Consider the following 21,988-nt stretch of genomic DNA (forward strand, 5'->3'; position numbering starts at 1 on the left):
TTAACGGCGGTAAACCGCTACTTTGCGCGGCTTTTAAGTCGTTTTCCCAAAGCGTCCTTGGTTAATCTTGCCGGCTCTCCATTGTCGTTCGTATAGCACAGCGCGTCACCCTCAATAATGCCATTGAAGGGCTTTTCTTCCTCGATAGCCAAATCCCTCAGCTGCAAATACACATCCGCAAGTTCGGTATTTCCGGCAAGAGCTATTGCCTTGTCGATTGCAGGGTCCAGGATGTTTCGTCGCAATTTATTGGATTTAACGGTGGTTAGCGCGGGCCTTTTCTCGTTTGCTAGACGCGTAGTCACGTACGCTTCAAGCTCCTTGCCATTTACCTTCCAGGATTTTCTTATAACTTTAATTCCCCGAGAGATATTGAAGGGTGGCATTGGTGTTCCCCGCACAGAAAATAAGCCGTCTTTGCCAGCATCCATGACGTGACCGGTTGTCCATCGCTCATCAAGCTTTTCCGTTAAATAGTCTACGGCCTCCTCTAAAGTTGTCCATTCAGGTAAAGGCAATGATTTCATAACACCCCTTCCGGTGTCCTTCAGAATAAGGGCGCCAGACAGGCGGTGAAGGTTTCCGCTTTTCTCCCCGTCGGGATAGTCTGGAGCTTGATCGTCAGGCGTTTCTCACCACCTGTAAACCGGGTTTCTCTGCTATAAATTCAATTCCTGCCTGTTCAAGGATCCATGCTTCGATGTGATTGTGCCACTTGCGCAGCAGGTCGAGCGGCCGGCGAATATAGTTCTGCTCCCGTACGCCTTGCGGTTTGTGTCCCTGGATTTGTGCTGCGATTCCGGCGGGCATTTCTATCCACTCGCAGAGGCTTGCAAAGCTGCGCCTGAGTCCGTGTAGGGTCATCTCAAGCCCTGCAACTGCACATGCTTTATTATGGGCTATACGCGGGTCTACAAGCCTTCCAGACTCTGCCATAGGGCTACTGAATACCCAACCATTGCGACGCGGTAAAACGCTCAGCAAATGGCCTACATAAGGCGTGAGAGGAATAATTCGAGTGCCTTCTACCTTGTCGCGAATGGTCAGGCTGTTCCACTGAAAATCCACATCTTCCCATCGAAGCGTAGCCAGTTCATTTCGCCTTGCGCCGGTCAATAGCAGGGCTTGCAGATATGCGCTGGTGACAGGGTTGCCGATCTGCTTTACCGCGTCGAACCATGCGGCCAATTGCTCACGTTGAAGCGCGTCATTTTTGACTGAGGGTTTGCCCAGGCTTTCGCGTGCGGTTTTGCTCTTTGCCGCATTATGGGTAACGATTTCCTTGTATTTCGGATGGCTTTCGCACCAGAAGAGAAAAGCTTTCAGCAATCGCAATGAGAGACGGGCGCGGGTCGGTCTCTGCGCTGATTGAAGCCGCGCCCACTCTTCCACCAGTTCGGGGGTGATGTCTACCAGGCGAACGGCAGACAGTGAGGCGAGGGGGCCGGGGATGGTCAGCGGTATCTTGCTCCTTTTTCTTTTCACGCCGCCCGGATGCATGTCGGCCACATGGTCCCGATAGTGGCGCTCAGACCAATAGGGCTTTCGAGCGGTCAGGTATTCTTCCCATGCCATGCCCAGCGTTACCGATTCGCGCAGGTTTTGTGCTTTCAAAGCCGCCACCTTTGCTTTCTTGGCAGCTTCCTTATCGGCTTCCACCTGCCGGGGATCGTCGCCCTTGTCTATGGTGACTTTTAGCTCACGTGCTTTCTTTTGAGCTTCCGCAATGCTCCACGCGCTCACGTCCCCAATTGTGACGCGCATGGATTTGCCGTCAACCTTGGCCTGGAAAATGTAACTCTTCCGACCTGAGCCGGCAGTGGCGCGCACCCCCAAGCCTTGAACCTCATCACACCAGAGAAAGGCTTGTTGCTTGCCTTCAGGACAATGGAATTTTTCTATCCTGCCAGCAGTGAGTTTTGCCTTTGTCATAAAATTTGTAACCGATTTGTAACCCGGTTTTCAGTATATAGCGGAACAGGAATCAACACAACGAACAGGCTAAAATGCCTTAATTCATTGTTTTTAATGAAAACTAGGGGGATAGCGGAATAGGGATCAACAGGGATAAATACTGCTTCAGCGGGACTTTTAATCCGTTGGTCGGCAGTTCGAATCTGCCACGGCCTACCATATTTCAAAGACTTATGTTTCTGCTCCAATCCCTTACCATCTTACTGGGTAACGTAAGGGTAACCTTTCAGATTAACATAAACAGCATCATTTCATATAAAGCTTCTTGTTGTTTTCTCTCCCGTGAACGGTTGAATTCCTCAATCCATCGTCGTGACGCCTCTCTCTCCTGACGCTTGGCGTCAGCTTCTATTTGTAATGCTTGAAGAGTAGGCGTGAATACAACATTCCCATTTTTTCCCCGATCAATAAACCCAACTTCTATCCCATCGATTGAAAAAATATTAACCTTTGTGCCCTTACCACGCACTGCATAGCCAATAACATCGCCATTCTCGTTCCTGATTATTTGCTCTTCGCTTAAATACTTTGGAGGATTTTCGGCAGACCCTTTACTCTTGGACTTCTCTTTCGGTTTGAGTTGCCGGGTAATCGGCAGATCGCTCAGGAAGTCTTCGGCCACCCCCGCCAGCGCGACCGGGGGCAGAATGATAAAGATGAGCGCTGTGACAAAACTCTTCATTATGTCGCCTCTGTAGATTAGTCGTCCCTGAAAAACCTGTTTTTAGCGGACAAGCATCAGGAACTGATGGGTGTGTTCACTTTGTTTATGTTCCAGGCATTGCAGAATGTAGGCGTACAAAAGCGCCACTCGGCGCAGAATCTTACGCAGATTGTGCCCAGCACCGCACAAGAGAGCATTCATGGCATCACCTGCTGTACCTTTGAGGAAGTTTCTTGCCAGGCGCCCATCGGCTTTCATATGCCCAATTACGGGCTCCACGGCATTACGGCGCTTTAGCTTCTTCCTGATGGGTACCGTGACACCTCGTTTGGCGCCGGCAACCCATACCTTTATCCGATCTGAAGCAATGCCATGACCGCGATAACCCCGATCCACGTACACTTGCCTGGGCACCCGTCCAGTCAGCCGCCGTGCCTGCGCCAAAGATGCTTTAAGCGTGTGTCCGTCATAGGGATTGCCGGGTAAGGCTTGCATGCCGATGACGAAGCTCTCCTTGCTGGTGGTGACCACTCCTACCTTGACGCCGAATTCATAAGGCTTGTGGGCTTTGCCTTTGGCAATGCATTCGACTTCGGGTGCATGCACGCTGTACACCTTGCCTTTGTCGTGGCGTTGTTGTGCCTGGATACGCTGGCTAACCTCCAGCAATCGCTTGAGCTTGGACTGTTCCTGTTCCCCTGGTATTTGCCCAGCCGCCACTTTGCGTTCGATGTCACGGATCACTCGTCCAAGATAGGTCTTGAGCCGCTTCTGTTCACGTTTGGCGCGCTGCATCTGCCGGGCATGAGCATAGCGCCCATGTTTGGCTAGCGCTACTTTGGATAAGCGCTCATAGCTCTGACGAAGCCCAATGCCCATACCTTTGGCCATTCTCACCAACGCGCCTCTGGCTTTGTGGTAGAGCCTGGCATCGGTCGGAAATGCAATGGCTTTGTCTTGCACTGTGGTGTCCACATTTACCACGGCCAGCGAGGCTCTGGATACGGTCCTGGTTTCAAGTCCGGCCTTAACCGTAAGAGCAAGCATGAATTCACAACCCTGCTTGCCGATCCGCTGCCGAAACCGCGTCATCTGGCTCGGATCAATCGGCAAGGTGTGACGGAAGTATTCTTCCCCGCAGAAGTATTGCCAATAAGGATTTTCTACCCAGCGTGCCACTACGCTTTCATCCGATTCGTTAAAGGCGTGTTTGAGGTAGTGCAATCCCACCATGAGCCGGATCGCAATACCAGGACGCCCTTCCTCGGCATACAGCCTGCCAAAGCGCGCTTCTGCTGCATTCCAGTCAATCTTCTCCGCCAGCCGATACAACGCATGCCGTTGATCGAGTATGTGTTGCAAACGCAGGCGAAACATGTCATCACACGCAGGCCTCTCTTGCTTCTTCGGCTTCATGAATTCACCAGAAATCCAGGGAAAATATTCCCAATTCTGGCAATTCCATCAGCCGTTGTATACCCCTCAATGCTAATATCTATAAGGATTAGGCCGTATTTCAGGAGCGACTAGATTATTAACCCTCGTTTCTTCTCCAACTTTCGACCGTTCCTGACCCGCTTACAGGAACGGCAAAGATTCCAAGACAAGCCACTCTTCGATCAGCTCCGATCTGGCTTTTTGCAGATTATTCCCTTCCCAGTCATGATTTCTATAACTGAGCAGCGTTTCCAGCTGATTTTTTCGTTGATCTATATTCCATGTGTCCCACTCAGGACCGATCCATCCATGGTACTCGCGGTAATCGTTCCAGAGATCAGTGGGATCCATTTTCTCCAGAAAGTACTCAATAGGCCGGGTTTCGTTTTTTTGTCCATCAGTACTTCGACTGCTATATATCTGCCCCAGTCTCAGGAGAAGGCCTTTTGCTTCAAGGGCGTTCCTTCGAACAAATTCTCTGACAAGATCATCAAGCGAAGCGTTGGACAGCAGTAGCGCAAAAGCCTCCCCATAGGTAACCCCTTCGTACCGTAACCGATCGTAGTCAGATGATTGGACGAGGGCCCTGAATGCCAAATAAAGGGCGCCTACCGTCTGGCGCGTGTTCAGCATCATTCTGTGGCTCAGCTGCTCCTTGGACGTACTCCATTCGACCGTGAGAAATCCGGTGTCTTTGGGGAAGCGGCGCTCCCAGTACAGCCGCCCATAGCAGAATTCGGCGTCCCAATTGAAGGCGCACTCTTCGACATCTATGGCGATAGCCTCAAGAAAAGTAACGAAATCCTTGAACGGACATTCCTGCGATGTTATGTGCAGCGCTAAATCGATGCCTTTCTTTTGGTGCCGAATCGGCGTTCCAGGATCGTTGTGACTTTGAAGGTGCGTTTGTATGACAACGTGGCCAGTTAAGCTGATATCGAGATAGATATAATCGAATTCCTTCTGAGTAAAACACGCCTTGATACTTCCAGGCTCGTAACCGAAATTCGTGCCTATTATTTCTGGCTTGTGTCCGGCGTACGTATCTCCGCTCTGCCCTTCATCCAGAAGCAGATCAGACACGATCGGATCATCCAGAAAGAGATGGCCTTTGGGTACGTAACGGTATATGCCAAGACGCTGCAGGCGAAGCGTTTCCGGAAGCATAAGAAGTGACTCCTGTGGGGACTCCAATTAGGTGCGGGAGATCGCTAATGCTCCGTCGAGTGCAACACTGGAAATCATGAACTCAAGTGGTATTAGTGCGAGCAGCTACAGCTTCAGGTAGCGACAGCCAGTCTTCAATCAACTTCGATCTCATTTGGCGCAAATTGTGGCCGTCCCAGCTCATGCCTCCCCAGCTGAATATTTTTTCCAGCTGAATCAGGCGGCGGCTGGTATCCCAGGTGTCCCACTCGGGATCAACCCACTCGTACTTACTCGAAGCCTCAACAGGCTCACTTGCCTCAAGAAAATGCTTGATGGGGAAGCTCAGTTTGGGTCCCTTCATGTGCCTATCATCAACACTATTCGCCAGACTTTGGAGTACCATTTTTGCCGTGTCAGCGTTCATCTGCGCAAGCCTTTCAGCGAGATCGCACAGAGACGCATCAGAGAGCATCAACGCAAAACTTTCGCCATAATTCAGCTTTTCGTACCGTAACGGATCGTACTCGGGCGAGTCGACAAATGCTCGAAAAGCCAGATAGAGTGTGCTTACTGTTTCGCGAGTATTCAACATCATCCGATGACTGAAGTTCTCCTTCGATGACATCCATTCCACCGTAAGAAATCCGGTGTCTTGAGGTAAGCGCCGAAGCCAATGCATGCGTCCGTCCGGACCTTCTGCTTCCCAGTCAAATGCGCATTCCTGCACATCCAGGGTAATCGCTTCCAGAAAGCGTATGAAGTCTTTGAAGGGACAAAATACCGATGAAATATAAATCGTAAAATCGACCGATTCCTTTTGGTAACTTACCGGCTCCGTCTTGCGGCCGTGCTCATCACATTCGGTAGTTGTAGCGATATCTCCAGTCATTCGAATATCGAGTTCGATGAAGTCGAATTCCAGTTCATGACTGAATCGGGCCTCAATGCTGCCCGGTTTGTAGTCAAATAGGACGTAAGTCATTTGATCTCTTTATTTACTTCGCTAGCTTTTGGCAGGCTTCCTGCGCAAGGCGGGAAGATTGCCGGATAAGTGATTCTGCTGCCATTCCCCTATATGGGAAAAATTCAGACGACAAGGGCTTTTCTCAATGACTGTAACGCGGCGAGGATTAGATGGCACGAAAAACATCCTCACGCTAGAGCGTAAAACCGTGGGGGATGAGTCCCGTAAGCCATCGCACTCGGTCCTGCCCGAAAGCAGGCACAATGGTTACCCCAAACGGGCTTGATTAACGAACGTACTAAATAATCGCTAAAGATATCCAGGCTTCAAGCAATAGCCGTGCCAGATCATTTTTATTTATAATATCAAGCTGATATGAATCCAGAGCCTGGGAAATTCACCCAAGATGTTCAGTTTTTCGACTTTATTTCCCCGCACAACCACCACCAGGCTTTGGCATAAAAAAATGGTTTGGCAGGATAAGCTTGAACCTTTGTCATTGATTGCACGATGTACTTTCGAGGGGCGCCAGCAACTCTCTCCGATTGTTGTTCGGATCAGCCGGATTCACCTCCCGACTCACGCGCCACATCGAACTCTTCAGTCGGCAGCGACCTGCTCGGGCAATATGGGCCGCTTCCTCTACTGGTGTTTCCGGATTTATCCAACACCAGACGGAGATATACCAAGGTTGCTTCTTTCCCCCTTCAAGCAACCACTCAAACCATCCACTCGCGGGAATGATTACTCGCCTTTCGTGAAACATGTGGCGGAAATAGGGCCCCGTTAGGGCTTTCTCGATCCGGACGTTTATCCAGGGCCTTTTCTTTGCAGCAGCTTCTTCTTTAAGCTGGGCATTGATCACCTTGGCCAACTCCTTGGATGCTCTGGAATGAGTTTCTATTGCCGGTATTTCTCCGAACTTTAAGAATGCCAGACAATAAGCGCGGTACGGCAACATTTACTTACCCGCCTAGAATAAACTTGTTAAACCACTTTCCGATACAAGCGAACAACTCCCGAAATAGGTACGGCCCTTGTATGTTAGAAAATAGCATTTAGGGATTGCCAGATCGACTGGCCCAGGCTCTGCATGTCAAGTTCGGGAGAGAGCGAAGATCGACAGTCCCAACTGATTAATTGCCAGTTGCCCAAACCCGAACGGTTGTGAGGTGACAAACCGCATTGAATACAAGGCAGGGATAAGCAATATGGAAATTAAATTTGTGGGAATTGATGTTAGCAAGGCTTGGCTTGATTTTGACTGTTTGCCGCAGAGTGCGCCCCAGCAGTTTAGCAATGATGAGGAAGGCATTGCAGCCCTGGTTGAATTGTTAAGGGGAAGTGGAGTGGAGCGTATTGTGCTGGAAGCAACCGGCGGATATGAAACCAACCTGGCTGCTTGCCTGGCGGCAGCGGGTTTGCCGGTTGTGGTGATCAATCCCAAACGGGTGCGTGACTTTGCCAAAGCAAGCGGTATTCTAGCCAAGACAGATCGGCTTGATGCCCGAGTATTGGCGCTATTTGGCCAGGTCATTGATCCGCCTGTGCGTGCCCTGCCTGATGAAGCGCAGCGCGAGCTGGCGGAGCTTCTGGATCGGCGCATGCAACTGGTGGTAATGCGTGCCCAGGAAAAGGCCCGATTGGGAACAGTATTGCCGGTGGCAAAGCGTGATATCAAGGAACACATTGTCTGGCTGGATCGGCGCATTGAAAGATTCGAGCGTGACCTGGATCAGCGGCTGCGTAACTCGGAGGCATGGAAGGAGAAAGTGGAACTGCTGGATTCCATACCAGGCGTGGGCAAGGTAACGATCTTCACCCTGCTTGCCAGACTGCCTGAACTGGGATGCCTCAATCGGGGACAAATTGCTGCTTTGGCTGGCGTAGCCCCCTTCAATGATGACAGCGGCCAGAGGCGTGGACAGCGATACATTCGGGGAGGGTGGTGCGACGTGCATTGCGTGCTGTATATGGCGACTCTGACGGCCAAACGCTGTAACCCGGCAATCAGGCAATTCTTTGAACGCCTGATCGCCTCTGGCAAACCTTTCAAGGTAGCCATGACAGCCTGCATGCGCAAACTCCTGACAACCGTAAATGTGATTATAAAAACTCAAACCCCTTGGAAGAATTTAATCACCCCTTGACACGGTTGCTCTCTTGTGCTGCCAATGAGAAACGCTTCCTTTTTGCTATTCTTGTGGTCAGTGCCATTCATGGCAGGATCGTCAGCAGACTCGCCCCAGGGTAGAGACATTGAAGTTCAGGTTAACATGGTCGGGGAAAACATTATTATTGATCTTAATTTTGCTGTGCCAGCAAGTCAGCAGGAGGTCTGGGACGTGCTCACCGACTTCGACGGTATGGCTGATTTTGTCTCCAACTTGAAGGAGAGCAAGATTGTCGGTGTTTCTGAAGACAAGTTTACTATTTTCCAACGCGGCGCTGCCGCTTACGGCCCCATCCGCTATCCGTTCGAGTCAACACGGGAAGTAAGATTGATCCCTTACCATACGATATTAACGCATCTGATCAGTGGCAACATGCGCAAATTGGAAGGTACTACTTACCTGACTGATGAGGCCGGGGTGACTCGCGTGGTCCATCGTACTGAGGCTATCCCAAAAGTCTGGATTCCTGCGGCAGTGGGAAAGATCTTCATCGAGCATGAAATGCGGGAGCAATTCAATGAAATGAGAAACGAAATAATCAGGAGGAAGAGGGCTGGCCTTAAAGAAAGAGAAAGGGCAGAGAGAAACAGGATGAGCGATGACTAGTGAAAGCGATTGCGTTCGCGTCAAACGCTGTTAAGGCAAACCGTAGCACGCGAAGTACCCTGTCCTACCTTCTTCCTGCCCTGGTCGGAAGCTAACTCGCAATTCCGCCCTCCGCAATGCAGGAGGAGATTTACCCTCCGGTTTGCATCATTCTTGAGCCTACTTGCGGATGCAGAGGTTCTCGATGATTAACTAGCTAGAATTTGAAATTCGGTAGCATTGACGATAGGCCGCATATGCCGATTCTCGCGCCGCATTTCCACAATTCCATAATGAGACATGGTCTTCAGAGTACGGGAGAGATTGCTCGGCTTTCGTCCGGTAATCGCTGCAAGACCAGCAATCGATGCAGGTTGAGACTCCTGGATAATTGCAAGCAAGGCACGATTTTCGTCACTCAAGACCTCGGCAAGCGATTTCATCGAGGTAAACCATACCTTCGGTTCATCCGGCTCAGGTTTATAGGCACCTTTCGCTATGGCCAGCATGCGTTCACGGATTTTCTCTTGCGGCATGATGCCAATCACAATTCTTTTCATAACCTCATTTCCTTCAGCACACGATCCACTTCTTCAAAGAAATCAGCAAGCAACTGGTAGGCATCCTTGAATTCGTAAGGAACTCCTTTGTCCGAAATTGTGACGATGCTTATGGTCATACGCTAGCCGCTGCCCGGCATATTTGAATTTCTTCGGCAGCTTTACGGCGTGGCTGTTGTCGTATCCCATGATTCGTTTTCCATACGGTTCGTGGAGCGTGAGCGAATAGCGGATAGCGGATACCATGAGGAATTTCGGGGGTTGCAATTACCTGCCATGCCTCGACCTTGACCCAACATCCCAAATCCTGATCGACGATATAGCCGTTAAGATCAAGCAGGACATCAAGTCTCGTATCAGGCTCCATGATTTAATAATATCATCCGATGATATTCATTGCATCAGATAGGTCGCCCATGCGCTCAAAAAATACGCACTGATTGAACTGCCGTTCAAACTCATAGCGATAACCGCTCCCGGTTTCTTCCCAGGATATCAATAAACGCTATGGGAGCAGTAACACCTGCTTCTGTGAAGCAAGACAATCCAGATATTTCGGGGTAATGAGGGGATAATTGAAGGAAGGTTGCGGCTCAAACCTGCCTGCTGACTCTGTCCTGCTTTATCAGGAACAGCAAACGCGCTCGAAAAACTTCGCTCGCACAGTCTTAGACGCGAGTCATTAAAAAATTCCTTGCGCAAACAAAAATCTTGCGCTGAGCTTGAACTTGTGAGGGGAATGTCCGCTCCAGTACTTATGCCCGGATTTTTGCAGAAACAGCGGAAATGGAAACTGGACCGGATGCCACTAAAATTTTACGCGCGAACTGATTGTCTCGTATATCTTCGAACTGAATGCGGTTGCCTGCTGGATAATCTCCCGCTCGGATGGGTCCTTGATCTTTCCCGTCTTCGTCAGCTTTTCGCCGACTCTGTAGCCGTTCGCCCACGCCGCATCGCAAATGGGGTCACCAAAAACATGCTTCTTTTCGGCAATATGGGCGGCTAATCCGCTCAGGAATTTGTCGTTTGTGCCTGAAAAATAACCTCCTATCGTACACAGCTTGTAATCCTCTTCGGTGGCGCTAACGGTGCTGGAAAAAACCAAGAGAAACAATAACAAAAACAGGTTTTTCATGCTGCTCCTTAAAGATTCAGATTCATGACTTGGCGTTCAGCGGGATCTGCGCGGGATGAAGATCAACCGAGATGGACGAAATATTGTTTCTCTTCCTGGCGTCCCGATAACTTCAAAACGGGCAATTGCAAAATGGAAGTGCGAAGGTACATCTATTATAGTACTGCTGTTCCGATGTGCGATACAGGTCGGTCTTGCCTTCAGCCGATTCATGGAGCTGAGCTCTTGTCTATAATGGGTGCCGGCAACAATCAGGAGCACAAGGAAATCTTCAGCTGGACCATCCGCTTTTTTTATTGCTATATTTAAAACGTGTCGAGCGCGGCAGTTCGCTCATTCCGAGATGGCAAGGATTATAAGACCTGATGTGAAAACATTCCTTTCCTCCCTATCCATTCAGCCAGCAAGACCTTATGTCGCCCCGATGTGGCTGCGGGGCGGTCACGCCCAAACCATCTATCCCTATTTTCTTGCCCGCCCTTCGATTCCCTATCGGCGCGAGCGCTGGGAACTGGACGATGGGGATTTCATCGACATCGACTGGCTGGAGGGTGCGAGGGACGCGCCCCTGGTAGTGCTGTTTCATGGCCTCGAAGGAAGCTCGAACAGCCACTATGTCGTGAGCACCATGACCCTGTTTCAGGAGATAGGCTGGCGCGCGGCGGTGGTACATTTTCGTGGCTGCTCCGGTTCACCGAATCGGCTGCCGCGCGCCTATCATGCGGGCGATTCGGCAGAGATCCATTGGGTATTGGAACGCATCAACATCAGAGAAAGGCAGTCCGGCATGCAGCACTCTTCGATTTATGCGGTCGGGGTATCGCTGGGAGGCAACGCACTGCTGAAATGGCTGGGTGAACAGGGCAGGCAGGCGTGCCGGTTGGTGGATGGAGTTGTGGTCGTTTCCGTGCCCCTCGATCTTGCCGCCGCGGGGAATGCTCTCGCTTCCGGCTTCAATCTGCTCTACACGCGCCATTTTCTCGATACGCTCAAGCGCAAGGCAGTCGGGAAACTCGACCTCTTTCCGGATTTGTTCGATCCAGCCGCGGTCGGCGCCTGCACTACGCTGTATGAGTTCGACAATCTCGTAACCGCGCCGCTCCATGGTTTTCGCAATGCGGAAGACTATTGGAATCAATCGAGCAGCAAACCATGGCTCAAGTACATCGAGGTGCCTACCCTCGTTGTAAATGCAATCAATGACCCGTTCATGCCATCGCATGCCTTGCCCACCTGTGCAGATGTTTCTTCCAGGGTCGTCCTAGAATACCCGGACGAGGGAGGGCATGTAGGCTTCCTCGATTCCCCGTTTCCCGGCAGGCTGACCTGGTTGCCGGAAAGAATCGTCAGATTTTTTGGCAAGCAAGGGAACCGGGCTGTGCTGCAAGCCAGCGATGCAATGCCGGCAACCCAGATTTCCTGACCACGATTGTCGTCGCACTTTTCGTCGCACCTTTCAGGCTTCCCATTCAGAAATACTGCCGTGCTGGCACCGAACTCAGAGTCCAGAACGGCATCCGATCAAAAGCTGTTGTCCTTCGGCAGGGACCTTAATGCGGTTAACTGGTGTAAAATGCCCCATGTAATTTAGCCGGCTTCCCGCGAGTCGGCTTGCTGCCACAGTCCCTAACCTTTCGCCGCGTCAGTCCTCCAAGTGCCTGCTCCGACAACGTTTATTCATCTACGGTTGCACAGTGAGTATTCCGTAGTAGACGGCATCGTTCGCATAGACGAGGCGGTAGCCAAAGCCGTTGCCGATGGAATGCCAGCCCTGGCGCTGACCGATCTCTCGAACCTGTTCGGCCTCATCAAGTTTTACCAGGAGGCGCGCAATAAAGGAATAAAGCCGATTGTCGGCTGCGATGTGTGGATCAGTAACGACATCGATCGGGACAAATCCTCTCGAATGCTGCTGCTGTGTCAATCCTATCCCGGCTATCTCGCGCTGTGCCGCCTGCTATCGCGCGCCTACCGGGAAAATCAATACCGGGGGCGGGCGGAAATCAGGAAATCCTGGTTAACCGACGGCGATCTCGGAACGGAAGGCCTGATTGCTCTTTCAGGCGCCAGTCTGGGCGACATAGGGCTGGCGCTTATACACAATGACTTCGATCAGGCTCGTACCCTTGCACAAGGGTGGACGGAACTCTTCCCGGGTCGCTTTTATATCGAAGTGCAACGGGCAGGGCACGCCAACGCCGAAGCGCTGGTGCAACGTTCCCTTGCTTTGGCGGCGGCCTTGCGTATCCCGGTGGTGGCAACGCACCCGGTGCAATACCTGAATCCGGAAGACTACCGCGCGCACGAGGCGCGGGTCTGCATTTCGCAGGGCTATGTCCTGGGCGATCGCCGCCGCGCAAAGCATTGTACCGAGGAGCAATATTTCAAAACCCAGGCGGAAATGGCCGCCTTATTTGCCGACATACCTTCGGCGCTTGCCAATACCGTAGAAGTTGCCAGGCGATGCAATCTTGCCCTGGAACTGGGAGTCAATCGTCTTCCCCAGTTTCCGACGCCGAACAACGAAAGCCTGGAACTGTACCTGCGCAATCAGGCCAGCACAGGCCTGGAAAAGCGCATGCGGGCGCTTTTTCCTGATCCCGAGCGACGCGCTGCGGAGATGCCGAGGTATCGCGCCCGGCTGGATTTCGAAGCCGATACTATCGTGCAAATGGGCTTTGCCGGATATTTTCTGATCGTGGCTGATTTTATCAACTGGGCCAAGCAGAATGACGTGCCGGTCGGGCCGGGACGGGGTTCCGGAGCGGGTTCGCTGGTTGCTTATTCCCTCGGCATTACCGATCTGGACCCGCTCCGCTATGATCTGTTGTTCGAACGCTTTCTCAATCCCGAACGCGTCTCCATGCCCGACTTCGATATCGACTTCTGTCAGGACGGGCGCGAGCATGTCATCGAATACGTGAAACAGAAATACGGAGCCGAGAGCGTTTCACAGATCGCCACTTTCGGCACCATGGCGGCCAAGGCGGTGGTAAGGGATGTGGGCAGGGTGCTGGACCTGCCTTACAACTTTGTCGATCAGCTGGCAAAACTGGTTCCTTTCGAACTGGGCATGACCCTGAAAAAAGCGCGGAAGGAAGAGCCGCAATTGAATCAACGCGCAGAAGCGGAGGAGGAGGTCCGCAATCTGCTCGAGTTGGCCGAACGGCTGGAGGGACTGACGCGCAATGTGGGCATGCACGCGGGAGGCGTGCTGATTGCCGCGGGAAAGATTACCGATTTTTGTCCTGTATATTGCGCGGACGGGGGAGAATCGGTCGTAAGCCAGCTTGATAAAGATGATGTGGAGAAAATCGGTCTGGTGAAGTTCGATTTTCTGGGATTGAGGACTTTAACCATACTCGACTGGACCGTGCGGTATATCAGGCAGCGCGAGTCGGGCAAGACGGAGAATGGTCCCGGAACTCAGCCGTTTTCGCTTGAGAACCTGCCGCTGGATGACCCCGGTACCTACGGGCTGATGCGGCAAGGTAACGCGGTGGGAATCTTCCAGTTCGAATCGCGCGGCATGAAGGACCTTTTGCAGAAGGCCAGGCCGGACCGGTTCGAAGACATCATCGCGCTGGTAGCCCTGTATCGTCCCGGACCGATGTCGCTGATCCCGGAATTTATCGAACGCAAGCATGGCAAGCGGGTGGTGGAATATCTCGATCCGCGCCTGAAACCGATACTCGAGCCTACCTACGGGATCATGGTTTACCAGGAACAGGTGATGCAGATCGCACAGGTGATTGGCGGATACAGCCTTGGGAGCGCCGATCTGCTGCGCCGTGCGATGGGCAAGAAAAAGCCTGAGGAAATGGCTTTGCAGCGCGATATCTTCGTGTCCGGCGCAGTGAAGAATGGGCTGACAGAGGGCAGCGCTGCCGAATTGTTCGACCTGATGGAAAAATTCGCCGGCTATGGATTCAATAAATCCCATGCAGCCGCGTACGCCTTGATAGCCTTCCAGACCGCCTACCTGAAAGCGCATCATCCGTCTGAATTCATGGCGGCCACCCTGTCTGCCGACATGGATGATACGGACAAGGTACACATATTTTTTGAGGACAGCATTGCCAATGGACTGGTTATCCTGCCTCCCGATATCAACCTGTCCGGTTATCGCTTTGTCCCGGTAGACGAGAAAACCATACGGTATGGCCTGGGGGCAGTAAAAGGAACGGGAGAATCGGCGATAGCGGCTATCATCCAGGCGCGCGGTGAGGGAGGCCCTTTCAGCGACTTGTTCGATTTCTGTCATCGGGTAGATAAACGTATTGTTAATCGGCGCGTGGTGGAATCCCTTATACGCGCGGGCGCATTCGATGCCATCGACAGCCATCGCGCAGCCTTGCTGGCATCGGTTGGAATCGCCCTCGAATCGGCGGAGCAGGCGGAACGCTCGATTAACCAGGTAAGCCTGTTTGGGGAGGGAACGGATGTCATCGAGCGGCCGGCCTTAGTCAAGGTGCCCGTATGGCCGGAAAAGGAAATGCTGAAAAATGAAAAACTGGCTCTCGGGCTCTATTTGAGCGGTCATCCCTTCAATGCCTACAGGGAAGAATTGAATCATTTCGTGCGCACCCGGCTGGATCGACTGGTGCCTCAGCGGGAACCGCAACTCCTCGCAGGCATCGTATACGCAATACGCATACAGGTAACCCGGCGAGGCAGAATGGGCGTGATCGTGCTGGATGATGGGAGCGGTCAGGTGGAGCTCGTTGCGTACAGCGAGCTGTTCGAGTCTGCCCGCAGCTGGTTGAAGGAAGACCAGCTTGTGATCGCGGAAGCAAGAGTCAGTAACAGGATGGGCGATGATGAGTATGGAAACGGACTGCGGATAACCGCCGATGTGCTGTATGATCTGGGTAGCGCCCGCTCCCGTTACGCCAGGCGAGTGGAGGTGCATTGCAATGGATCCGCCAGCGCTACCAGATTGAAAGAACTGCTTGCGCCCTATCGACTCGGTGCCGGCAGTGTCGGCACAAAAAAAGGACCTGCCGGTAATTCGAGTGGCGTCAACGCTGAAGCCTGTCCTGTGCGGATTATCTACCGGAGCCAGAATGCCGCCTGTGAGCTCGAACTGGGCGATGCCTGGCGCATCCCCCTGCATGAGCCGGCGCTGCAATCTCTGACCGCGCATTTCAAGATGGAAAATGTCAGAATCGTCTACTGATGATCTATACCAACTATCTCTGGAGAGGATTCGAATGGGAAGCATTCTTGACCCCAGGGATGAGTAGTTCTACTATGCTCACGCACACCCTCAACTATCGTTCCACCCTCACGGACCAAGTTGCCCGGAGTGGCTGGTAAAAGGCAGAAAATTGGAACCGAACACATCAACCGTCGCCTCTGGATTGAAAAAAGTAAGAGCCCATATCGCAGAGATCGCAGAGAAGGCAGGCCGGCAAGCCGGGGAAATTACGCTTTTGGCCGCGAGCAAAACCAATCCCGCAGAGCGGTTGCGGGAAGCGTTTGTCGCAGGACAAACCATTTTCGGCGAAAACTACTTGCAGGAAGCGCTGGAAAAAATGCCAGCGCTTAACGATTTACCAATCGAGTGGCATTTCATCGGCCCTATACAGAGCAACAAGACCCGACGCATCGCAGAAAACTTTGCGTGGGTACACAGTGTAGACCGCAAAAAAATTGCCGAGCGTTTATCAAAGGACAGGCCCGCGTCGCTTCCCCCGCTTCAGATATGCTTGCAAGTCAATGTAAGCGGGGAAGACAGCAAAAGCGGTGTGGCACCGGAAGAGGTAGCGGATCTGGCAGCGCATGTTGTCGAATTGCCGCGGTTGAGGTTGCGGGGGGTAATGGCAATCCCGGAACTGACCAAATTCACCGCTTTGCAGCGCAGCCAGTTCCAAATGCTGAAAGAAGCCTACGACCAGCTCAAGCAGAGCGGGTATGATGTGGACACCATCTCGATGGGGATGTCGGAAGACCTCGAACTCGCCATTCAGGAAGGAGCAACGATGGTGCGGGTCGGTACAGCCATTTTTGGGCCGAGGCGCTACCCTATCCCGGAGGAGCTTGCCCGGCAGGCACAGCCCTGAACAAGCCTTGCTCGTTCGACATCGGCTACCCCTGAATCGCTTGCCCGGTAAGATCGAGGTATTTTTTGTATAGCTGCTCTCGGGTTTCGACGATATCCGGGTTGAGAACGATGCAGTCTACCGGACATACTTCCACGCACTGCGATTCTTCGTGGTGTCCTACGCATTCCGTGCACAGATCAGGGTTTATTTCATAGTACTCCTCGCCGGGCGAAATGGCACTGTTCGGACACTCGGGCTGGCACACGTCGCAATTGATGCATTCGTCGGTGATCATTAAAGCCATGGCTACCTCGGTGATTTATCCTTCGACTCGATCTTCATTCTAAGCTGCGTCGAAATAAGGGGATGCACGAACTTTTCTATATTGCCACCGAATAAAGCGATTTCGCGCACGATAGTGGCGGATATAAACATGTATTGCTCGGAGGGCGTAAGAAACAAAGTCTCGACATCCGGATAAAGCGTACGATTCATTCCTGCCATCTGGAATTCATATTCGAAATCCGAGACAGCACGCAAACCGCGCAGGATTACCCTGGCATGCTGCTGTTGCGCAAACTCCATCAGCAAACCTGAAAACGGCATGACTTTAACGTTGGGATAATCCATCAGCACCTGGCGCACCATCGCCACCCGCTCATCCTGTGTAAAGAACGGTTTTTTTCCGCTGCTTGCAGCGACCGCTACCACCACTTCCCTGAACAAACCGGAGGCGCGTCGCACCAGATCTTCATGGCCCCGGGTAATGGGATCGAAAGTACCGGGGTATATCGCTTTATCCATTTAATTTATTTATTGTGGAACTCAATAAGTGATAACGCACCTTTCCCGCATGCCCCCTGTGCCGCACTGCCCATCCCTCAAACTCCGCGGGGCAATCGTCTTCCAGATAGACCAATCCTCCGTCGGCAAGATGCGCGTGCAATTTGGGCAGTAGCCTGGGCAACAGATCGAGACGATAGGGTGGATCGAGAAATATCACATCGAAGCGGCGTCGATCGGAATCAATAAAATTCATGGCATCGCCTCCCGCCAGTTCAATGCGCGTTGCTCCCAGTTTCCGGGCTGTGGCTCGAAGCGCTTTCAATACCACAGGGCTGGATTCCACCATCACGACTTCCGCGGCTCCACGCGAAGCTGCTTCGAAACCCATTGCCCCGCTGCCCGCGAACAGGTCGAGGCAGCGCTTGTGGCTCATATCCTGCCCCAACCAATTGAAGACCGTCTCGCGCACCCGGTCAGGGGTGGGACGCAGGTCCATATCATTGGGGAAAGTCAGGATGCGGCTGCGCCACTCACCTCCTATGATTCGAACCCTATTTCTCATCGTGCGCGCGATGAAAAAAGAGAAAAACTTCTGTCAGGAGGTAGTGGCTTGCAAAAAGTGCTTTTACTTTCCACTCGTGTCCGGAAGGCCCACCACTACCGTTACCATGCCGGATGGGTTGATGCGTCTCTGGAAAGCCTGGGTTACCTGGGAGATGGTTACCTTCGATACCGCCTTTACGTAATCATTCAGATAGGTCAGGGGCAGATCGTAAAAACCGATCATGGCGAGGTACCCGAGTATCTTCTTGTTACTGTCGATGCGCAGCGGGAAGCTGCCGATGATATTTTTTTTGGCTTCGATCAGTTCTTTTTCCGTTGGCCCTCCGGCAATAAAATCAGCCAGGACTTTCCGGGTTATGGAAAGCGCCTCTTCAGACTGTTCTTTCTGGGTTTGCAATGCAATCTCGAATGGTCCTTCTTCTTTCAGGGGGGTAAACGAGCTGTGAACACTGTAGGCCAGCCCGCGTTTCTGGCGGATTTCCTCCATCAGGCGTGAGGTGAATCCGCCTCCGCCAAGGATGTGATTACCCACGACGAGAGGAAAATAATCGGGATCATCGCGTCTGAGCCCGGGATAGGCGAGCTGGATATGGCTCTGGGTGGCCGGATGGGCGATCCGCTGTGTGCCCTGTGCGGGTGGCCTCACTTCCGGAATGCTTTGTCCCCGTCTCTCGCGTGACAGATCCCTCGTCAGGGATTCGGCAATCGCTGCAGCTTCGTCACGGCTTACATCTCCCATAATGGACACAACCGCGTCTCCCGCCGTATAGCGAAACCGATGAAAATCGATCATATCCTGACGTCCCAGTTTACTCACGCTCTCGATCTCACCCGAACCTCTCAGTCCATAAGGATGGGTACCGTAGAGCATTTTCATCAGCGATCGGTCGGCAATATTGCCGGGTTTGGTATCCGCTTCCTTGAGCCCTGCAATGACACGCGCTTTTTCCCGCTCCAGGACGTATCCAGGAAACTCCGGGTGCTGGATGACCTTGCCGAACAATTCCAGTGCGCGGCTACGCTCGCGCGCGCTGCTCAATGTTCTGAGCGTAATCCCCGCCCGATCCTGATCGAAATGGGCGCCGAGCTGCGCGCCGACATCAGCGAATCCCTTGGTGAGCTGGTCTTCGGTCAATCCTCCCGCCCCCAGGTTCACGAGATGCAGGGCCATCGCCGCGCGGCCTGATTTATCAGGTGTGTCGGTGCTGCTACCCGCACTGAAATCCACACTCACATCGAGAATGGGCAAGTCGCGGCTTTCGATGAAGAAAACGCGAGCACCCGAGGCTGCCTGCCAGTGCTGGATTGGCAGAGTGGCGTACGCCCATTGAGAATAAAAACCCAGCAGAAGGAAAAACAGGTGACGGACCATCTCTCAACCTCGCCGCTTAATGCCGCAACCCCGCCGGTACTGCCGCGGGTGCTTTCTGTTCCAGGGGCTGCGGATCGAGTACCGCAATCGTCAGATTATCGTCCTTCAGGTATTTTTTTGCCACATCGCGCACCTGTTCAGGAGTAACCGCCTGCAATTTACGCAATATGATGTCTACATCCCGGTATGACAAGCCTATGCTTTCGAGCTGGCCGATCTGCATTGCCTGGAAAAACATGGAATCGAGCTGAAAAACGTGTCCCGCTACCACCTGTGCCTTGACACGCGCAAGCTCCTCCTCTGTCACGCCCTCACGTACGAGCTTTTCGATCTCGGCGCGCAACGCCGCTTCTACATCAACCACTGTTTTTCCTTCGCTCGGTGTGCCATCGAGATAAAACACTGCGGGACCCCGGGCGGTGGAATCATAGCTGGCCCCTGCCGCGCTCGCGACGCGCTGCTCACGCACCAGTACTTTATTGAGCCGCGCCGATTCGTTCCCATCCAGCACGCCCGCCAGCATTTCGAGTGCGTACGGCTCCCAGTCCTTTTCCGGCTTGCGCAGCGATGGAGCATGATAGGCCATTGCAACGTAGGGCAACTGCGCCGGCGCCTTCACTGTCAGCCGCTTGACGCCGAGCTGCTTCGGCTCGATCTGCGGCTTGCGTTGATCCAGGGACAGTATGGACTTCGCCTTTTTTATCTGTCCGTAGTATTTTCGCGCCAGATCGAAGACCTGCCTGGGGACTACATCCCCGACCACCACAAGCACAGCATTATTGGGCGCATACCAGCGTTCATACCACTGCCTGGCGTCCTCCACGGTCATATTCTGCAGATCGTTCATCCAGCCTATCACCGGATGCCGGTAAGGGTGCGACTGATAGGAGGTCGCCATCAGTGTCTCATGCACCAGGGAGCGCGCCTGATCATCCGTACGTAACCGCCGTTCTTCCATCACGACTTTGATTTCCTTGGAAAACTCCTCTTCTGTCAGCACCAGGTTGCGCATCCGGTCCGATTCCAGTTCCATCGCCAGCGGCAGGCGGGATTTATGCAATTGCTGAAAATAGGCCGTATAATCCTGTCCAGTGAAAGCGTTTTCACGCCCCCCCGCCGCTGCGATAAGGCGGGAAAACTCGCCGCCCGGTACTTTCTTCGTGCCCTTGAACATCATGTGCTCAAGCACGTGGGCGACCCCAGTCCTGCCGTTTACCTCGTCAATGCTCCCCGCCTTGTACCAGATTTGTGAGATGACGACCGGGGAACGATGATCTTCCTTGACGATGAGCCTCAAGCCGTTACCGAGAATGAATTCATGCGTGCTGGCAGGAGCGGCGGGGGAGAACAGCGAGATGGGAATTATGAGAGCTGCCCATAGGCAAGCCGGCAAAAGGCGACAAGTCGGCAAAAAGCGAAAACACGGATAAGTCATCTTCTTTTTTAATTAATACCTGAATCCGGATAAACAGAATAAAATCCGGAATAAGATTTGCGTGAGATTTACATCGAAGTCCCGAATACTGACAGCCTACCAGAATGGCAAGTTTCTTCAAATCCAAAAATGATTCCACGACGAGCGAACCCACGAATTCGAATTGGGGGGTAAGGGTCAGGCAAGGCCTGTCTCGCACGCGCGACAATCTCGGCAAGCGCCTTTCGGGTCTCTTCGGTGGCGGAGCAATCGATGAAGACCTCTACGAGGAGATGGAAACCATATTGCTCACTGCGGATGCGGGTGTCAGTGCCACTACCTGGCTGCTGGAGGAGTTGCGCAGAAAAGTCAAACGTAACGGCCTGACGGATGCGTCGCAGCTCAAAGATGCGTTGCAGGAAGCGCTGGTCGATCTGCTGGAGCCGCTTGCGCAACCCCTTGATACCGGCACTCATCGGCCTTTCATCATCATGCTCACCGGGGTGAACGGCGCTGGAAAAACCACTTCCATCGGAAAACTCGCGCATTATTATCAACTGCAGGGCAGGTCCGTGCTGCTCGCCGCAGGCGATACCTTCCGTGCCGCAGCGCGCGAGCAACTGATGGCGTGGGGGGAACGCAACCGCGTCGCGGTGATCGCACAGGAAAGCAACGGTCAACAAAGAGGTGATCCGGCGGCGGTCATATTCGATGCCGTCAATGCGGCAAAAGCGCGCGGCATCGATATCGTACTGGCGGACACTGCCGGAAGGCTGGCAACACAACTGCACCTCATGGAGGAAATAAAAAAAGTGAAGCGCGTTATTGCCAAAACCGAGCCCGGCGCGCCTCATGAAACGTTACTGGTTCTGGATGCGAATACCGGGCAGAATGCAGTCAATCAGGTACAGGCATTTGACGATGCCCTTGGCCTGACAGGTCTCATTGTCACCAAGCTGGATGGAACTGCAAAAGGAGGCGTGCTTGCCGCCATCGCCCGCCAACGCCAGCAAAAAGTCCCGTTGCCGGTCCGGTTTATCGGTGTAGGTGAGGGTCTGGACGATTTGAGGCCTTTCGTCGCAAGCGAATTTGTCGAGGCATTGTTTGATTGAGGGAATATACGAAAAGGATGGAGTTGAGATGGAGTTGACTCGGCCAAC

Annotated in this window: 22 protein-coding genes and 1 tRNA gene; 7 read left to right on the top strand and 16 right to left on the bottom strand. The window is 52.9% G+C overall.

Features of this window, described 5'->3' with window-relative positions:
• Positions 1–17 precede the first annotated feature (17 nt).
• Together ACZ5BW_RS14530 and ACZ5BW_RS14535 are read right to left on the bottom strand one after the other, a co-directional pair.
• A complete protein-coding gene (locus ACZ5BW_RS14530; protein ID WP_464541199.1) occupies positions 18–527 on the bottom strand; it encodes a hypothetical protein in 510 nt (169 codons plus the stop codon).
• Between the two features lie 94 nt (positions 528–621).
• Positions 622–1,932 carry a tyrosine-type recombinase/integrase gene (locus ACZ5BW_RS14535; RefSeq protein WP_464541201.1) on the bottom strand — a complete coding sequence of 437 codons (1,311 nt, stop codon included), beginning with the start codon at positions 1,930–1,932 and terminating at the stop codon, positions 622–624.
• A gap of 106 nt (positions 1,933–2,038) precedes the next feature.
• On the opposite strand from ACZ5BW_RS14535, the gene ACZ5BW_RS14540 reads away from it, so the two are divergent.
• Positions 2,039–2,133, top strand: a tRNA-Lys gene (locus tag ACZ5BW_RS14540).
• A 67-nt stretch (positions 2,134–2,200) separates the two neighbouring features.
• Here ACZ5BW_RS14540 and ACZ5BW_RS14545 read toward each other — a convergent pair.
• From ACZ5BW_RS14545 to ACZ5BW_RS14565, 5 genes are all read right to left on the bottom strand, one after another.
• Positions 2,201–2,656, bottom strand: coding sequence for a hypothetical protein (locus tag ACZ5BW_RS14545; RefSeq protein WP_464541203.1), 456 nt, complete (start codon positions 2,654–2,656; stop codon positions 2,201–2,203).
• A gap of 42 nt (positions 2,657–2,698) precedes the next feature.
• A complete protein-coding gene (locus tag ACZ5BW_RS14550) occupies positions 2,699–4,054 on the bottom strand; it encodes an IS5 family transposase (protein WP_464540020.1) in 1,356 nt (451 codons plus the stop codon).
• Between the two features lie 162 nt (positions 4,055–4,216).
• A complete protein-coding gene (locus tag ACZ5BW_RS14555) occupies positions 4,217–5,242 on the bottom strand; it encodes a hypothetical protein (RefSeq protein ID WP_464541205.1) in 1,026 nt (341 codons plus the stop codon).
• Positions 5,243–5,324: 82 nt separating this feature from the next.
• Positions 5,325–6,206 (bottom strand): hypothetical protein, encoded by an 882-nt coding sequence (locus ACZ5BW_RS14560; protein WP_464541207.1) that lies wholly within the window; start codon positions 6,204–6,206, stop codon positions 5,325–5,327.
• A gap of 478 nt (positions 6,207–6,684) precedes the next feature.
• Complete coding sequence (locus tag ACZ5BW_RS14565) at positions 6,685–7,053, bottom strand: SOS response-associated peptidase family protein (RefSeq protein ID WP_464543727.1); 369 nt, start codon at positions 7,051–7,053, stop codon at positions 6,685–6,687.
• A gap of 346 nt (positions 7,054–7,399) precedes the next feature.
• On the opposite strand from ACZ5BW_RS14565, the gene ACZ5BW_RS14570 reads away from it, so the two are divergent.
• Positions 7,400–8,338: an IS110 family RNA-guided transposase gene (locus ACZ5BW_RS14570; protein ID WP_464541209.1), complete on the top strand. Its 939-nt coding sequence runs from the start codon at positions 7,400–7,402 to the stop codon at positions 8,336–8,338.
• A gap of 126 nt (positions 8,339–8,464) precedes the next feature.
• Complete coding sequence (locus tag ACZ5BW_RS14575; protein ID WP_464541211.1) at positions 8,465–8,968, top strand: SRPBCC family protein; 504 nt, start codon at positions 8,465–8,467, stop codon at positions 8,966–8,968.
• A 188-nt stretch (positions 8,969–9,156) separates the two neighbouring features.
• Here ACZ5BW_RS14575 and ACZ5BW_RS14580 read toward each other — a convergent pair whose 3' ends face one another.
• The 4 genes from ACZ5BW_RS14580 to ACZ5BW_RS14595 form a co-directional block, all read right to left on the bottom strand.
• Entirely contained in the window at positions 9,157–9,507 is a 351-nt protein-coding gene (locus ACZ5BW_RS14580) for an HVO_A0114 family putative DNA-binding protein (protein ID WP_464541213.1), read from the bottom strand.
• A complete protein-coding gene (locus ACZ5BW_RS14585) occupies positions 9,504–9,626 on the bottom strand; it encodes a hypothetical protein (RefSeq protein WP_464541215.1) in 123 nt (40 codons plus the stop codon). The genes ACZ5BW_RS14580 and ACZ5BW_RS14585 overlap by 4 nt, the downstream gene beginning before the upstream one ends.
• Entirely contained in the window at positions 9,623–9,874 is a 252-nt protein-coding gene (locus ACZ5BW_RS14590) for a hypothetical protein (RefSeq protein ID WP_464541217.1), read from the bottom strand. Before ACZ5BW_RS14590 ends, ACZ5BW_RS14585 begins: the two co-directional genes overlap by 4 nt.
• 441 nt (positions 9,875–10,315) lie before the next feature.
• The gene (locus ACZ5BW_RS14595; protein WP_464541219.1) at positions 10,316–10,645 is read right to left on the bottom strand and encodes a hypothetical protein; all 330 of its coding nucleotides are present in this window, start codon (positions 10,643–10,645) and stop codon (positions 10,316–10,318) included.
• A 424-nt stretch (positions 10,646–11,069) separates the two neighbouring features.
• On the opposite strand from ACZ5BW_RS14595, the gene ACZ5BW_RS14600 reads away from it, so the two are divergent.
• The 3 genes from ACZ5BW_RS14600 (at position 11,070) to ACZ5BW_RS14610 (ending at position 16,710) form a co-directional block, all read left to right on the top strand.
• On the top strand, positions 11,070–12,068 hold the full coding sequence (locus ACZ5BW_RS14600) for a YheT family hydrolase (protein ID WP_464543728.1): 999 nt from the start codon (positions 11,070–11,072) through the stop codon (positions 12,066–12,068).
• Between the two features lie 231 nt (positions 12,069–12,299).
• A complete protein-coding gene (gene dnaE, locus ACZ5BW_RS14605) occupies positions 12,300–15,824 on the top strand; it encodes a DNA polymerase III subunit alpha (protein WP_464541221.1) in 3,525 nt (1,174 codons plus the stop codon).
• A gap of 151 nt (positions 15,825–15,975) precedes the next feature.
• Entirely contained in the window at positions 15,976–16,710 is a 735-nt protein-coding gene (locus ACZ5BW_RS14610) for a YggS family pyridoxal phosphate-dependent enzyme (protein WP_464541223.1), read from the top strand.
• A 25-nt stretch (positions 16,711–16,735) separates the two neighbouring features.
• Here ACZ5BW_RS14610 and ACZ5BW_RS14615 read toward each other — a convergent pair whose 3' ends face one another.
• The 5 genes from ACZ5BW_RS14615 to ACZ5BW_RS14635 all read right to left on the bottom strand — a co-directional run bounded on the left by ACZ5BW_RS14615 (position 16,736) and on the right by ACZ5BW_RS14635 (position 20,849).
• Positions 16,736–16,996, bottom strand: coding sequence for a YfhL family 4Fe-4S dicluster ferredoxin (locus ACZ5BW_RS14615; RefSeq protein ID WP_464541225.1), 261 nt, complete (start codon positions 16,994–16,996; stop codon positions 16,736–16,738).
• 2 nt (positions 16,997–16,998) lie between these two features.
• Positions 16,999–17,496 carry a pantetheine-phosphate adenylyltransferase gene (gene coaD, locus ACZ5BW_RS14620; protein ID WP_464541227.1) on the bottom strand — a complete coding sequence of 166 codons (498 nt, stop codon included), beginning with the start codon at positions 17,494–17,496 and terminating at the stop codon, positions 16,999–17,001.
• A complete protein-coding gene (gene rsmD / locus ACZ5BW_RS14625) occupies positions 17,489–18,040 on the bottom strand; it encodes a 16S rRNA (guanine(966)-N(2))-methyltransferase RsmD (protein WP_464541229.1) in 552 nt (183 codons plus the stop codon). The genes coaD and rsmD overlap by 8 nt, the downstream gene beginning before the upstream one ends.
• 63 nt (positions 18,041–18,103) lie before the next feature.
• Positions 18,104–19,414: a M16 family metallopeptidase gene (locus tag ACZ5BW_RS14630; protein ID WP_464541231.1), complete on the bottom strand. Its 1,311-nt coding sequence runs from the start codon at positions 19,412–19,414 to the stop codon at positions 18,104–18,106.
• A 16-nt stretch (positions 19,415–19,430) separates the two neighbouring features.
• Positions 19,431–20,849 (bottom strand): M16 family metallopeptidase, encoded by a 1,419-nt coding sequence (locus ACZ5BW_RS14635; RefSeq protein ID WP_464541233.1) that lies wholly within the window; start codon positions 20,847–20,849, stop codon positions 19,431–19,433.
• A gap of 104 nt (positions 20,850–20,953) precedes the next feature.
• Between ACZ5BW_RS14635 and ftsY the strand changes: the two genes are divergently transcribed.
• Positions 20,954–21,940, top strand: coding sequence for a signal recognition particle-docking protein FtsY (ftsY, locus tag ACZ5BW_RS14640; protein WP_464541235.1), 987 nt, complete (start codon positions 20,954–20,956; stop codon positions 21,938–21,940).
• The last annotated feature ends 48 nt before the right edge of the window (positions 21,941–21,988 follow it).

This window comes from Nitrosospira sp. TNL300, assembly GCF_055385915.1.

Coding starts and splice junctions, on each gene's coding strand:
- ACZ5BW_RS14550 (WP_464540020.1), bottom strand. CDS start 4,054: ATGAAGCCGAAGAAGCAAGAGAGGCCTGCGTGTGATGACATGTTTCGC.
- ACZ5BW_RS14545 (WP_464541203.1), bottom strand. CDS start 2,656: ATGAAGAGTTTTGTCACAGCGCTCATCTTTATCATTCTGCCCCCGGTC.
- ACZ5BW_RS14580 (WP_464541213.1), bottom strand. CDS start 9,507: ATGAAAAGAATTGTGATTGGCATCATGCCGCAAGAGAAAATCCGTGAA.
- ACZ5BW_RS14635 (WP_464541233.1), bottom strand. CDS start 20,849: ATGACTTATCCGTGTTTTCGCTTTTTGCCGACTTGTCGCCTTTTGCCG.
- ACZ5BW_RS14600 (WP_464543728.1), top strand. CDS start 11,070: ATGTGGCTGCGGGGCGGTCACGCCCAAACCATCTATCCCTATTTTCTT.
- ACZ5BW_RS14560 (WP_464541207.1), bottom strand. CDS start 6,206: ATGACTTACGTCCTATTTGACTACAAACCGGGCAGCATTGAGGCCCGA.
- ACZ5BW_RS14535 (WP_464541201.1), bottom strand. CDS start 1,932: ATGACAAAGGCAAAACTCACTGCTGGCAGGATAGAAAAATTCCATTGT.
- ftsY (WP_464541235.1), top strand. CDS start 20,954: ATGGCAAGTTTCTTCAAATCCAAAAATGATTCCACGACGAGCGAACCC.
- ACZ5BW_RS14575 (WP_464541211.1), top strand. CDS start 8,465: ATGGTCGGGGAAAACATTATTATTGATCTTAATTTTGCTGTGCCAGCA.
- ACZ5BW_RS14570 (WP_464541209.1), top strand. CDS start 7,400: ATGGAAATTAAATTTGTGGGAATTGATGTTAGCAAGGCTTGGCTTGAT.
- ACZ5BW_RS14590 (WP_464541217.1), bottom strand. CDS start 9,874: ATGGAGCCTGATACGAGACTTGATGTCCTGCTTGATCTTAACGGCTAT.
- rsmD (WP_464541229.1), bottom strand. CDS start 18,040: ATGAGAAATAGGGTTCGAATCATAGGAGGTGAGTGGCGCAGCCGCATC.
- ACZ5BW_RS14595 (WP_464541219.1), bottom strand. CDS start 10,645: ATGAAAAACCTGTTTTTGTTATTGTTTCTCTTGGTTTTTTCCAGCACC.
- ACZ5BW_RS14555 (WP_464541205.1), bottom strand. CDS start 5,242: ATGCTTCCGGAAACGCTTCGCCTGCAGCGTCTTGGCATATACCGTTAC.
- ACZ5BW_RS14615 (WP_464541225.1), bottom strand. CDS start 16,996: ATGGCTTTAATGATCACCGACGAATGCATCAATTGCGACGTGTGCCAG.
- ACZ5BW_RS14530 (WP_464541199.1), bottom strand. CDS start 527: ATGAAATCATTGCCTTTACCTGAATGGACAACTTTAGAGGAGGCCGTA.
- coaD (WP_464541227.1), bottom strand. CDS start 17,496: ATGGATAAAGCGATATACCCCGGTACTTTCGATCCCATTACCCGGGGC.
- ACZ5BW_RS14630 (WP_464541231.1), bottom strand. CDS start 19,414: ATGGTCCGTCACCTGTTTTTCCTTCTGCTGGGTTTTTATTCTCAATGG.
- ACZ5BW_RS14585 (WP_464541215.1), bottom strand. CDS start 9,626: ATGACCATAAGCATCGTCACAATTTCGGACAAAGGAGTTCCTTACGAA.